9 protein-coding genes and 1 pseudogene are annotated in these 12,841 nt (G+C 71.4%); 2 read left to right on the forward strand and 8 right to left on the reverse strand.

The window, feature by feature from the left end:
* Positions 1 to 51: 51 nt before the first annotated feature.
* Both KVS71_RS00095 and recQ read right to left on the reverse strand, forming a co-directional pair.
* On the reverse strand, positions 52 to 2,115 hold the full coding sequence (locus KVS71_RS00095) for an acyl-CoA dehydrogenase (RefSeq protein ID WP_060922376.1): 2,064 nt from the start codon (positions 2,113 to 2,115) through the stop codon (positions 52 to 54).
* A 248-nt stretch (positions 2,116 to 2,363) separates the two neighbouring features.
* A pseudogene (gene recQ / locus KVS71_RS00100) lies at positions 2,364 to 4,388 on the reverse strand (DNA helicase RecQ); the annotation flags it as partial.
* A 105-nt stretch (positions 4,389 to 4,493) separates the two neighbouring features.
* On the opposite strand from recQ, the gene KVS71_RS00105 reads away from it, so the two are divergent.
* A complete protein-coding gene (locus KVS71_RS00105) occupies positions 4,494 to 4,862 on the forward strand; it encodes a GNAT family N-acetyltransferase (protein ID WP_060922378.1) in 369 nt (122 codons plus the stop codon).
* Positions 4,859 to 5,776, forward strand: a complete 918-nt coding sequence (locus KVS71_RS00110; RefSeq protein ID WP_060922379.1) for a pirin family protein — start codon at positions 4,859 to 4,861, stop codon at positions 5,774 to 5,776. Before KVS71_RS00105 ends, KVS71_RS00110 begins: the two co-directional genes overlap by 4 nt.
* 578 nt (positions 5,777 to 6,354) lie before the next feature.
* Here KVS71_RS00110 and KVS71_RS00115 read toward each other — a convergent pair.
* The 6 genes from KVS71_RS00115 to KVS71_RS00140 form a co-directional block, all read right to left on the reverse strand.
* Entirely contained in the window at positions 6,355 to 7,812 is a 1,458-nt protein-coding gene (locus tag KVS71_RS00115; protein ID WP_217582751.1) for a cation acetate symporter, read from the reverse strand.
* Positions 7,809 to 8,183 carry a heavy metal transporter gene (locus tag KVS71_RS00120; protein ID WP_217582752.1) on the reverse strand — a complete coding sequence of 125 codons (375 nt, stop codon included), beginning with the start codon at positions 8,181 to 8,183 and terminating at the stop codon, positions 7,809 to 7,811. Before KVS71_RS00120 ends, KVS71_RS00115 begins: the two co-directional genes overlap by 4 nt.
* Entirely contained in the window at positions 8,180 to 8,899 is a 720-nt protein-coding gene (locus KVS71_RS00125) for a LytTR family DNA-binding domain-containing protein (RefSeq protein WP_144881427.1), read from the reverse strand. The genes KVS71_RS00120 and KVS71_RS00125 overlap by 4 nt, the downstream gene beginning before the upstream one ends.
* Positions 8,900 to 8,907: 8 nt before the next feature.
* Entirely contained in the window at positions 8,908 to 10,089 is a 1,182-nt protein-coding gene (locus tag KVS71_RS00130; protein ID WP_217582755.1) for a histidine kinase, read from the reverse strand.
* A 169-nt stretch (positions 10,090 to 10,258) separates the two neighbouring features.
* Positions 10,259 to 10,504 carry a YbdD/YjiX family protein gene (locus KVS71_RS00135; RefSeq protein WP_081811614.1) on the reverse strand — a complete coding sequence of 82 codons (246 nt, stop codon included), beginning with the start codon at positions 10,502 to 10,504 and terminating at the stop codon, positions 10,259 to 10,261.
* Between the two features lies 1 nt (position 10,505).
* A complete protein-coding gene (locus KVS71_RS00140; protein WP_060923062.1) occupies positions 10,506 to 12,791 on the reverse strand; it encodes a carbon starvation CstA family protein in 2,286 nt (761 codons plus the stop codon).
* Positions 12,792 to 12,841: the final 50 nt, after the last annotated feature.

Raw genomic sequence — 12,841 nt, forward strand, 5'->3', positions numbered from 1 at the left:
GAATCCGCTGTCCGGAGGGCCCGGGCCGTCGGTACGGCCCGGGCCGACCGCTCAGCGCTTCTGCCGCTTGAGGGTCTTCTCCAGGACGGGAGCCTGACCGGTGGCCTCGAGGTCGGCGTAGTACGCACGGGCCTCGTCCTGCCGCTGCTTCTCCGCGCCGCTCGCGATGGGCGCCCGCACGTGCTCGGGCTCGTAGCCGAACGCGTCCACGAGGTCGAGCGCGTACGGACGCAGCCGCGCGCACAGCCGATCGATGTAGCTCGACACCGCCGCCGCCCGCTGGGTGGAGAGCCGCCCGTGGATGAGGTGCCAGGCGAGGTGCTTCTCGATGAGCTGCAGTCCGAAGAGGTCGCGGAGCCAGGTCATGACCTTCTTCGTCTCGGCGTCGTCCATCGCGTGGACGGCGTCGGTGAAGGCCTCCCACTGCAGCAGCTCGCCGTGCGCCCTGGCCGCCTCGATGAGCTCGGCCTGGTTCTCGTTGAACAGCCGCGCCCCGAGCACCTTGTCCTTGCCGGCGGCGCGCAGCCGGGTCGCGATGTCGGCGACCATCTGCTGCACACGCCCTGCGAGGAGGTCGTGCTGCTGCTCCTCGCGCAGTCCGCGCTCCACCGACCGGGCGACCTGACCGAAGTCGGTCACCGCCTGACCGAGCTGACGGAGGCCGGCGCCGTGGAACACCTTGCCGGCGGTCATCCCCACGGCGTAGCGCGCGAGGGCCGCGGCGTCCTTGCCCTGGAACTGCTTCGCGTAGTCGGTCAGCAGCCGCTTGCCGACGAGCTGGAGCAGGACGTTGTTGTCGCCCTCGAACGTGACGTAGATGTCGAGATCGGCGCGGAGCCCGACGAGCCGGTTCTCGAACATGAAGCCGGCGCCGCCGCACGCCTCGCGGGCATCCTGCAGGGTGTCGAGCGCATGCCAGGTCGACAGCGGCTTGAGCGCGGCCGCGAGCGTCTCCAGATCCTCGCGGTCGTCCGGGGTGTCGGAGCGGCCGGAGAAGACCCCGTCGAACTTCTGCAGGAACTCGTCGTGCGCGAAGATCTGCGCGTACGTGGTGGCCAGGCGCGGGAGCAGCCGGCGCTGGTGCTTGCCGTAGTCCATCAGCACGACCTCCTGCCCGTCCGCACCGTCGAACTGGCGACGCTGCGTGGCGTAGGTGATCGCGATGTGGAGGCCGAGCGCGGACGCCCAGGAAGCGGCGCCGTCGAGCGAGACGCGTCCCTGCACGAGGGTGCCGAGCATCGTGAAGAAGCGGCGGCCGGGGCTGTCGATCGCGCTGGAGTAGGTGCCGTCCGGGGCGACGTCGCCGTAGCGGTTCAGCAGGTTCGTGCGCGGGATGCGCACCTGGTCGAAGGAGAGACGGCCGTTGTCGATGCCGTTCAGTCCGCCCTTGAGACCGTCGTCCTCGCGACCGATGCCCGGCAGATCCACGCCGTCCTCGCCGCGCAGGGGCACGTAGAAGCAGTGCACGCCGTGGTTCACGCCGTTGGTGATGAGCTGCGCGAACACGGTCGCCGCGATGCCGTGCAGCGCCGCGTTGCCGAGGTACTCCTTCACAGCTCCCCGGAACGGCGTGTGGATGACGAACTCCTCCGTCTCCGGATCGTAGGTGGCGGTGGTACCGACAGCGGCGACGTCGGAGCCGTGCCCGATCTCGGTCATCGCGAACGCGCCGGGGATCGACAGGTCCATGACACCGGGGAGCCACCTGTCGTGGTGCTCCTTCGTGCCGAGCTGCAGGATCGCGGAGCCGAAGAGCCCCCACTGCACGCCCGACTTGATCTGCAGGCTCGGATCGGCGGCGACGAGCTCCTCGAACCCGGCGATGTTGCCGCCGTTGTTCTCCTCGCCGCCGAAGCGCTTCGGGAACGCCCGGTGCACGGCCTTGTTGTCTACGAGGAGGTGGAGCTGGCTGAGCACGCGCTCGCGGTGGTCGTCCTTGCCGAGCTCGTCCTTCCGCCAGAACGCGGAGTCCTTGATCATCTCGCGGGCCTGGCGGCGCACGTCGCCCCAGGTGCCCATGAGGGCGTCGTTCAGGCGGGCGACATCGATCCGCGGGGCGGTCGCGCTCTCGCGCGGGTCAGGTGTCGTCGAAGGGCGGACGGCGGCGTCGACCATGAGCGTTCCTCTCAGAGAGACGAAGGTGGATGCCTCTCATGGTAGGTGTGCGACAAAACCGCACGAAGTCCCCTGTCCGCATCCTCCAACGCCTGACCGCCCCGTGCGCGCCCGCCCTTGTCGGCTCGCGACAGGTTCCGCGTTCGTAGCCCCGTCGACCCACCCCGTTCCGTGCGTCCCGGCCCCCTGCGAGCGTCCGCAAAGGGGTGGCTCGCGCGGAAGGGGGTGGGCCGGCGCAGGAGGAGTCAGGAGGCAGCGATGACGGCGAGCACGCCGTCGCCATAGGCCTCGCGCTTCTTCGCACCGATGCCGGTGATGCCATCGAGGTCGGCGTGCGACGTGGGCCGATGCTCCGCGAGCGCACGGAGCGTGGCATCGCCGAAGACGATGTACGCCGGGACGCCCTGTTCTCTGGCGGTCTCGGCGCGCCAGGCCCGCAGCGCCTCGAACAGCTCCCGGTCTCCGGCGTCGAGGGCGTCGGCGGCACTCGCCTTCCGGGCGCGGGACGGCGAGGACGGGCGTCCGATCGTGTCTTTCCGGAGCGGCACAGCGGTCTCGCCGCGCAGCACCCCGGCCGCGGCCTCTCCGGGTGCGAGCGTGCCGTAGTCGCCCTGCGCGACGAGGATGCCCCGGGCGAGGAGCTGGCGCACCACGCTCCGCCAGTCCTGGTCGGAGAGGTCGGCGCCGATGCCGTAGGTCGCGAGGGCGTCGTGCCGCTGCTGGCGGATGCGCTCGGTCGAGGCCCCGCGGAGGATGTCGATGAGGTGGCCGGCACCGAAGGCCTGATTCCGCTCCCGCTTGAGCCGCACGATCGTGGACAGCAGCTTCTGTGCGGGGACGAGCCCGTCGAAGGTCGCCGTGTCGTCGAGGCACGTGTCGCAGTTGCCGCAGGGCTGCGACTCCTGACCGAAGTACCCGAGGAGGTTCTGCCGGCGGCACTCCACCGTCTCGCACAGCGCGAGCATCGCATCGAGGTGCTGCCCCATGCGCATCTTGAACGTGCGGTCGCCGGGACTCTGATCGATCAGCCGGCGCTGCTGCACGACGTCGCCGAGCCCGTACGCCATCCACGCCACGGACGGCTCGCCGTCGCGACCGGCGCGGCCGGTCTCCTGGTAGTACCCCTCGACCGACTTCGGCAGATCGATGTGGGCGACGAAGCGCACGTCGGGCTTGTCGATCCCCATGCCGAACGCGATGGTCGCCACCATCACCACGCCGTCTTCACGGAGGAAGCGTGACTGGTTCGCCGCCCGCACCTCGGCGGGCAGACCGGCGTGGTACGGCAGCGCGTCGAGACCCTGCGCGGCGAGATAGGTCGCCGTCTGCTCGACCGACTTGCGGCTGAGCGCGTAGACGATGCCCGCCGCCCCCTCGGGCTGCGACCGGATGAACTGCACGAGCTGCTTGCGGGGATCGACCTTCGGGACGATGCGGTACTGGATGTTGGGGCGGTCGAAGCTCGCCACGAAGTGCTTCGCCGCGTCGAGGTGCAGGCGCTCGGTGAGCTCCTTGTGCGTGGCCCGCGTCGCGGTGGCGGTCAGGGCCATCCGCGGGACGCCGGGGAACCGCTCGCCCAAGTCGCCGAGCGCGAGGTAGTCGGGCCGGAAGTCATGACCCCACTGCGACACGCAGTGGGCCTCGTCGATGGCGATGACACTGAGCGTGCCGCGCTGCAGGAGGGAGGTGGTCTGCGCGCTCGACAGTCGCTCCGGGGCGACGTAGATGAGGTCGAGCTCTCCGGCGACATAGGCGCGCTCGACCTCGCGGCGCTCCTCGATCGACTGGGTGGAGTTGAGGTACGCGGCCTTCACCCCGTTGGCGCGCAGCGCATCGACCTGGTCGTGCATGAGCGCGATGAGCGGGCTGATGACCAGTCCGGTGCCCTCCCGCACGAGAGCGGGCACCTGGTACGTGATGCTCTTGCCGCCGCCGGTGGGCATCAGGACGACGGCGTCGCCGCCGCCGATGACCTGCTCGACGATGGCCGCCTGGTCGCCGCGGAAGTCGTCGTAGCCGAACACCGTGTGCAGTGCCTCGCGGGCCGTCGCATACCGGCTGGGCGTGGCGCGGCGGACGGCCGGCGCGGTGGTCACCGCGGTCGTCGGACCCGGACCCCAGTCGAGGGGCGGCTCGAAGCCCGCGCCCTGCGGCTCCCAGTCCATCGGCTCCGGCGGCTCGGTCGGCTCCCACCCGTCGTCCCAGGGCTGGTCGGATGCCGCGTCCGGCTCGGGGATCCATCCGTCGTACGGATCGCGGGGAGTCTGCGGCATCCCTCCAGCGTAATCACCCCGACGGACAGCGGCACGGCGACGTCCACAGGCCCGCACCCTCGGTCCCGGGCGTAGGTTGGTTCCAGACGCCGGAAGGAGCATCCGATGACCGACATCACCGTGACCCGCAACGACGAGGCCTCCCGCTACGAGATCCGTTCCGATGACGTGCTGGCCGGGTTCGCCGAGTTCGACACCCGCCCCGGCGTGATCCGGTTCCTGCACACCGAGATCGACCCCGCGTTCCAGGGCCAGGGCCTGGCGGGAAAGCTCGCCGCGGCGGCACTGACCGACGTCGCGTCGACGGGCGACGCGATCGTGCCGCTCTGCCCGTACATCGCGAAGTACCTCAAGACGCGCGAGGTGCCCGGCGCCGAGATCCGCTGGCCGCAGCGCCCGGGCTCGACGGCGGACGCCCCGGTGCAGGAGGAGTCGGCCGGCGCGGATGAGGACCCCACGGGCAGGGCGGAATGATCGGGCAACGCCGCCTCGTCCTCGAGCCCCGGGCGGTGCCGCTCGGGGGCGTGCGCGGCATGGAGGTGCTGCGGGTGCTGCCGCATCGCAACCTCCCCACCATCGGCGCGTGGTGCTTCCTCGACCGGTTCGGCCCGGCCGAGACCCGGATGCGCGTCGAGCCGCACCCGCACATCGGTCTGCAGACGGTGACGTGGCCACTGGTCGGCGAGATCCGGCACCGCGATTCGCTGGGCAGCGACGCCGACCTCCGGCGCGGTCAGCTCAACCTCATGACCGCCGGCAACGGCATCTCGCACTCGGAGTACTCCGTGGGCGAGGGCCCCGTCCCGCTGGACGCGCTGCAGTTCTGGGTCGTTCTCCCCGAGTCCGCGCGCCACGGCGACGGCGGCTTCGAGCGGCACACCGACCTGCCGACGACGACCCTTTCGGCCGCGACCGGATCGGACGCCACGGCCACAGTCGTGCTCGGCGAGTTCGCGGGCGTGCACTCGCCGGCGACCGTGCACACGCCGATCGTCGGGGCGGAGATCGTCGTGCCGGCCGGAACCACGGTGCGCCTGCCGCTGCGGCCCGAGTGGGAGCACGCGCTGCTCCTCGTCGAGGGCGACGCCGCCGTCCCCGAGCACGCGATGACCCGCAACGACATGCTCTACCTCGGCGATTCCCGCGACGGCGTCGAGGTGACCAGCAGCGAGGGCGGGTTGCTGTTCCTGCTCGGGGGTGAGCCGTTCGAGGACGAGATCGTCATGTGGTGGAACTTCGCCGGGCGCTCCCACGACGAGATCGCCGCCGCCCGCGAGGACTGGGAGGCCGCATCCCCCCGGTTCGGCGTCGTCGAGGGGCACGACCAGCGCATCCCCGCGCCGCCACTCCCCCCGGTGCGCCTGATGCCACGCAGCCGCTCCCTCTGACCCCCGCACAGGCACTCCTGCACAGGCACTCCTGCACAGGCACTCCCGCTGATCCAGGCATTCCCGCTGATTCAGGCACTCCCGCTGATTCAGGCACCCAGGACTCTCCCTGCCTGCTCTCACGCCACTGCCTGCCCTCGCGCGCGACCTCGCTGTCGCGCCCGAACAGGCACCCACGCCAGTCCAGGCACTCCCGCCAGAACAGGCACTCCCTCCCTTCCCTGCCTGCTCTCACGCCACTGCCTGCCCTCGCGCGCGACCTCGCTGACGCGCCCGAACCGGCGCCCACGCCAGTTCAGGCACCCACGCGAGTTCAGGCACTCCAACCAGTTCAGGCACCCACGCGAGTTCAGGCACCCACGCGAGCTCAGGCACCCACGCGAGCTCAGGCACTCCTGGGTCTCCCTGCCTGTTCTCGCGCCAGGGCCTGCCAACGCGCTGGAGTCCCCTGACTCGACCGCACCGACCCTCCCCGCTCTTCAGGCACTCGCGCCGGCTCAGGCTCGATGGGCTTTCACCGGCCTGAACCCGCGCGATCGCCTGTTCCAGGAGGCAGAGTCCGGGAAGCAGAGGCAGACTCAGGCGCGGTCGGGGGTGTGCACGCGGGCGAGGAAGCGGTCCGTGCGGGGCGAGGGTCCTCGAGGGTCGAGCAGCGACACGGCGACCGTGACCCCGGTCGCCAGCGGGATCGTCCAGGCGGCGGGCTGCGCGAGGTAGGGCGCCGCGACGCCGACCCCGTCCACCGCGGCGTGCACGAGCAGGGCGAGCCCGGTCGCGACGCCGCCGCACACCATGCCCGCGACCGCCCCGCGCGCGGTGAGGCCGCGCCACCACACGCCCAGCAGCACCACGGGCGAGAGCGTCGACGCCGCCACGACGAACACCACCCCCACGCTCGACACGAGTCCCGCGGGAACCGTGAGCAGCGCGACCCCCAGCGGCACGAGCGCGCACAGCACTGCGGACAGGCGGAAGGAGCGCACGGAGCCGGAGAAGACGTCCTGGCTGATGACCCCCGCGAGCGAGACCACGAGCCCGGCCGAGGTCGCCAGGAACGCGGCGAAGGCCCCCGCGACGATGAGCGCCGTCAGCAGCTCACCCGCGAGTCCAGGGAACACCCGCGACGGGAGCTGCAGCACCACGGTGTCGGCGACCCCGGGCCGTGCGAGGTCGGGGGCGGCGATCCGCGCCAGGAGCCCCATCGCGCTCGACACGGCGTAGAACGCGCTCACCATGGCGATGACGATCACGGTGGTCCGCCGCGCGGAGGCTCCGGTCGGGCTCGTGTAGAACCGCACCAGGACGTGCGGCAGCCCCATCGTGCCGAGGAGCAGGGCGAGCAGCAGCGACGCGGTCTCGTAGGCGTCGAAGCCCGACGGCCCGGCCTCAGCGGGGAAGACGAGCGCGGGATCGAAGTCGTGCGGCCCGCCGCTCAGGGCGAAAGCGATGCACACCACCGGCACGAGGAGCGCCGTGAGCTTGAGCCAGTACTGGAAGGCCTGCACGAAGGTGATCGCGCGCATGCCGCCCGCGGCGACCGCCGCCGCCACGAGCACCGCGATCGTCACGGCCCCGACCCACTCCGGCAGCCCGGCCACCACGACGAGAGTGATGCCCGCGCCGTGCAGTTGCGGCACGATGTAGAGCCAGCCGATGATGAGGACCGCGAGGCTGGTGACACGGCGCGCGGCGGTCGAGTCGAGCCGGGCCTCGACGAAATCGGGGATCGTGTACGCCCCGCTGCGGCGCAGGGGCGCGGCCACGAAGACGAGCACGAGCAGGTACCCCGCGGCGTACCCGATGGGGAACCAGAAGCCGCGGGCGCCGTCCAGCAGCACCAGCCCGGAGAGGCCGAGGAAGGTGCCGGCCGAGAGGTACTCGCCGCTGATGGCCGAGGCGTTCCAGACCGGACGCACCGTCCGCGACGCCACGAAGAAGTCGCTCGTCGTGCGCGACACCCGCAGCCCGTACACGCCGATGAAGAGGGTGGCGATCACGACCAGGGCGACCCCGACGAGGTCGAGCACGGCGTTCACTCGCGGTCCCGCAGGGCGCGGTACCGCCGCTCGTTGCGGACCGCCGTGCGCACGTACAGCACCGCGAAGACGAGGATCACCGGGTAGAACGCGAAGGCCTGGAGGAGCCACGACAGCGGCAGCCCGCCGAGGACGACGGCGTCGATCTCGGGGATGAGCGCGATCCCGAGTGCCAGGGCGACGACGACCACCACGAAGCCGGCGACGGTGCCGAGGGCGAGCCGGAGCTGGCTGCGCATCAGGGCACGGGCGTAGACGGCATCGGCCTCCGCGACCGGGGCACCGGGCAGCGCGATCCCCCGGGTGGCGGCGGCGGAGCGGCGCGGCGGGGTGTCCGCCGTGACGCGCACCCGCTTCGGCGCCTCGGTCATCCGGCCCCCTCTCCGCGCACGAGGGCCTCCCGCACCGCCGCGACGAGCCTTCTGCTCACCGGCAGCACGGCCGTGCCGACGACCACGACGGGTTCCCCGCCCGACAGCCGCGCCTCGGTCACCGCGGCGATGCGGACGAGGGTGGAACGGTGGATGCGGAGGAATCCCGCCGGCGCCCACCGCGTCTCGAGCTCGGAGAGCGGGATGCGCACGAGATGGCCGGGCCCGTCGTCCTCGGTGTGCAGGCGCGCGTAGTCGCCCTGCGCCTGCACCCAGCGCACGTCGCTGCGCCGCACGAACCGCACGGACGCGCCCACGGTCACCGGCAGCACCTCGTCCTCGCCGCGCGGTGCGGCCTCCTGCTCGATCACCCGGTCCACGGCGTTTCGGAGCCGTTCCCGCCGGACCGGCTTGAGGAGGTAGTCCGCGGCGCGCAGTTCGAAAGCCTCGACCGCGCGGGCCTCGTCGGCGGTGACGAACACGACCGCGGGCGGTTCCGCGAGACCGAGGAGCGCGCGGGCGAGCTCGGTGCCGAGCAGGCCGGGCATGTGGATGTCGAGGAAGGCGATCCGCACCGCACGCGCGGAGAGGTGACGCAGCGCGTCGGCGCCGTTACTCGCGGTGAGGATCTCGCCGATGCGCGGGTCGGCGCGCAACAGGTGCACGAGCTCGTCGAGGGCCGGCTGCTCGTCGTCGGCGACGAGGACGTCGATCATGCCGCTCCTCAGTCGTCGTCCGGGTCGTGGAGGGGCTGCGATTTCGGGACTCGCATGCGCACCAGGGTACCCGCGCCGGCGTTGGTCTCGACGACCAGACCACCCCCGCTGCCGTAGACCTGGCGAAGCCGGGTGTCGACGTTCCGCAGGCCCACGTGACCGCCGTCCTCACGCGCCGTGAGCAGCGCGCGCAGACCCGCCGGGTCCATGCCGACCCCGTCGTCCTCGACGAGGATCTCGGTGTGCGTGCCGTCGTCGCGGGAGGTGATGCGGATCTCGCCCCCGCCCTCTCCCGGCTCCAGGCCGTGCCGCACGGCGTTCTCCACGAGCGGCTGCACCGAGAGGAAGGGGATGACCGTCGCGAGCGTCTCGGGCGCGATCTGCAGCGTCACCCGCAGGCGTTCGCCGAACCGCGCCCGCTCCAGTTCGAGGTACGAGTGGATGCTGCCCAGCTCCTCCGCGAGCGTGGTGAACTCCCCGTGCCGGCGGAAGGAGTAGCGCGTGAAGTCGGCGAACTCGAGCACGAGGTCGCGGGCCCGGTCGGGGTCGGTCGTGATGAACGAGGCGATCGCGGTGAGCGCGTTGTAGATGAAGTGCGGGGAGATCTGCGCACGCAGAGCCCGGAGCTCCGCCTCGGTGAGCTGGGTGCGGGAGGCCTCGAGTCCGCCGAGCTCGACCTGCGCCGCGCACCAGTCGGCGACCTCCTCCGCCGCCCGCACGAGCGCGGCCCGCACCGGGGACGCGAAGGCGACGACCACCCCGACCGGCACCCCGTCGACGAGGATGGGCGCGCCGACCGCCTCCAGGTCGTCCGTCCGCGAGGGCGCGGGGAACACCTGCCGCCGCCCGGACGCGCGCACCTGGGCGGCGATGCGCAGGGCGGCGGATTCGAGCCCGTCCGCGGCGCCGTCGAGGGTGACCGTGTCGTCCTCGCCGACGATGGCCACCGCGGCGCTGCCCAGCAGAGCCCGCAGGTGCCGGGCGGCCTTGACCGCATCCGGCCCGGTCAGTCCGCCGCGGAGGTGCGGAGCGGCGAGGCTCGCCTGGTGCAGCGCCCGCAGCGCCCCCTGCTCCGCCTCGCTGCCGAGGTCGGCCGAGCCGCGCGCGAACCGCCGGGCGAGCAGCAGCAGCGCCGTGAGGGCGATGCCGCCGAGCGCGCCGAGGATCGCGGCGAGGACGACGTCGTTCATGCGCTCAGCCTAGGGACGCGCCGTCAGGCTCAGCGACCCGCGCTTCGACAGGCTCAGCGACCCACCCTGGCGCTTCGACAGGCTCAGCGACCCACCTGGCGCTTCGACAGGCTCAGCGACCCACCCTGGGTCCCTGAGCCTGTCGAAGGGCCCTGAGCCTGTCGAAGGGTCAGCAGCAGCGGGCACCGGGATTGCGGTCCTGGTCGTCCATCCGCTGACGCCAGAACTGCCGCTCCGTCAGCGGCTCCTCGTCCGGATGATGCCGACGGTGATGGGCGACGTACGTGGCGTACGCGGTGTCGCCCATCAGCGTCGTCATGTACCAGCGGATGCCGCGGCCGACCCGGCCGAGGGCGCTCCACAGCGCCCGCAGCGGGGAGGTCGCGGCATCCGTCCGATCCACCGTGGAGGTCATCTCAGTGCCGTGCCGCCGCGCGCTCTTCGGCGAGGATCGGCTCCCACTGCTTCTCCAGCTCGCGCTCCTCCGCGTCGGGGAGGAACCCGGCCGGGGCGAAGCGGCGCGACGGGACGGGCGGGTCCTCGGTGTTCTCACCGCCGCCGTTGCGGATCGCCTTCACGGTCGCGATGACGGCCATGACGATGACGATGATCGCGAGCACCACGAAGATGATCGACAGCGTGCCCTGCACCGCGGTGTTGCGGATGACCGCCTGCAGCACCTCCGGCGCGCCGAGCGTGGTGTCACCGGAGTTCAGCGCCTCCAGGTACCGGAAGTGGTTCGCCCAGTATCCGATCGCCGGCACCGGCGAGAAGATCTTGTAGAGCGACGCCGTGATGGTGACGACCGCGGTGAACGCGAGCGGCAGCGCGATGATCCACAGCCACCGGAAGTAGCTGCGACCACGCTTGGCGACGATGGCCAGCACCACGGCGAGCGCGATCGCCGCGAGCAGCTGGTTCGCGATGCCGAACAGCGGGAAGAAGGTGTTGATGCCGCCGAGCGGGTCGGTGACGCCGAGGATGAGGATCGCTCCCCAGCCGGCCACCATGATCGCGGTGCAGATCCACACCCCGGGACGCCAGGAGACGTCGCGGAACTTCGGGAACCAGGCGCCGATCGAGTCCTGCAGCATGAAGCGGGCGACCCGGGTGCCGGCGTCCACCGCCGTGAGGATGAACAGGGCCTCGAACATGATCGCGAAGTGGTACCAGAACGCCATGAGCGCCTGTCCGCCGAGGGCCTGCTGCATGATGTGTGCGAGGCCGAGCGCGAGCGTCGGAGCACCACCGGTGCGCGAGACGATCGACTCCTCGCCGACCGCCGCCGCCGTGCCCGTGAGCATGTCGGGGGTGAGGTTCACCCCGGTCAGCCCGAGCGAGTTCACGAAGGCGACCGCTCCCTCCACGGTGCCCCCGGTCGCGGCGGCGGGGGCGTTCATGGCGAAGTAGATGCCCTGGTCGATCGAGATCGCGGCGACGAGGGCCATGATCGCGACGAACGACTCCATGAGCATGCCGCCGTAGCCGATGAACCGGGTCTGCCGCTCCTTCTCGACGAGCTTCGGTGTGGTGCCCGACGCGATCAGCGCATGGAATCCGGACAACGCGCCGCACGCGATCGTCACGAACAGGAAGGGGAACAGCGGCCCGGCGAACACCGGACCCATGCCGTTCTCACCGAAGATGCTGACCGCGGGGACCGAGATCTCCGGACGCACGAGGACGATTGCCCCGGCGAGCATCACGATGACGCCGATCTTCATGAAGGTGGAGAGGTAGTCACGCGGCGCGAGCAGCAGCCACACCGGCAGCACCGCGGCGATGAAGCCGTAGATGATGATGCCCCACGCGATCGTGGTGCGGTCGAGGTGGAAGAGCGCCTGACCCCACTCGGTGCCGGCGACCCAGCCGCCGCCGATGATCGCGGCCATGAGCAGCACGAAGCCGATGATCGAGACCTCGGTGACCTTGCCCGGGCGCAGGTAGCGGAGGTACACGCCCATGAAGAGAGCGATCGGGATGGTCATCGCGACGGAGAAGACGCCCCACGGGCTCTCCCCGAGGGCGTTCACGACGACGAGCGCGAGGATCGCGACGATGATGAGCATGATGAGCAGCGAGGCGATGATCGCCGCGGTGCCGCCGATCTTGCCGAGCTCCTGGCGCGCCATCTGGCCGATGGTCCTGCCGCCGCGCCGCATCGAGAAGAAGAGCACCGTGTAGTCCTGCACGGCTCCCGCGAGCACGACGCCCACAATGATCCAGATGGTGCCGGGGAGGTAGCCCATCTGCGCCGCGAGCACGGGGCCGACGAGCGGTCCGGCGCCGGCGATGGCGGCGAAGTGGTGACCGTAGAGCACCCGGCGGTCGGTGGGGACGTAGTCCTTGCCGTCCTGCTTCACCTCGGCGGGCGTGGCGCGGCGGTCGTCGGGGCGGGTGATGTACCGCTCGATGACCTTGGAGTAGAAGCGGTAGCCGATCAGGTAGGTGCAGACGGCGGCGAACACGAACCAGATCGCGTTCACGGTCTCCCCGCGCACGATGGCGAGCATCACCCAGGCGACGCCGCCGAGGAGGGCGATGGCCGTCCACAGCAGGATCTTCGGCAGGGTCCAGCGGCGGCTCTTCGCCTCGTGCTCCGCGGAGAGGGCGACGGGTGGGAGGTTCGGGTCGGTCTCGATGACGGGGTCGTCGTCGACGAGCCCGGCGCCGTCGCGGCGGCGCGACGAAGGTGCGGTCATGGGGTTCTCCTCTGGGGGCGCATCATTGCGTCTCCCCACGGTAGGGAGGG

The sequence above is a fragment of the Microbacterium sp. GbtcB4 genome, from assembly GCF_019091465.1.
Lineage (GTDB): Bacteria > Actinomycetota > Actinomycetes > Actinomycetales > Microbacteriaceae > Microbacterium > Microbacterium paraoxydans.

Excerpts from the sequence above, each read along its gene's own strand:
- KVS71_RS00095 (WP_060922376.1), bottom strand. The coding sequence starts at position 2,115 with ATGGTCGACGCCGCCGTCCGCCCTTCGACGACACCTGACCCGCGCGAG.
- KVS71_RS00105 (WP_060922378.1), top strand. The coding sequence starts at position 4,494 with ATGACCGACATCACCGTGACCCGCAACGACGAGGCCTCCCGCTACGAG.
- KVS71_RS00110 (WP_060922379.1), top strand. The coding sequence starts at position 4,859 with ATGATCGGGCAACGCCGCCTCGTCCTCGAGCCCCGGGCGGTGCCGCTC.
- KVS71_RS00120 (WP_217582752.1), bottom strand. The coding sequence starts at position 8,183 with ATGACCGAGGCGCCGAAGCGGGTGCGCGTCACGGCGGACACCCCGCCG.
- KVS71_RS00125 (WP_144881427.1), bottom strand. The coding sequence starts at position 8,899 with ATGATCGACGTCCTCGTCGCCGACGACGAGCAGCCGGCCCTCGACGAG.
- KVS71_RS00130 (WP_217582755.1), bottom strand. The coding sequence starts at position 10,089 with ATGAACGACGTCGTCCTCGCCGCGATCCTCGGCGCGCTCGGCGGCATC.
- KVS71_RS00135 (WP_081811614.1), bottom strand. The coding sequence starts at position 10,504 with ATGACCTCCACGGTGGATCGGACGGATGCCGCGACCTCCCCGCTGCGG.
- KVS71_RS00140 (WP_060923062.1), bottom strand. The coding sequence starts at position 12,791 with ATGACCGCACCTTCGTCGCGCCGCCGCGACGGCGCCGGGCTCGTCGAC.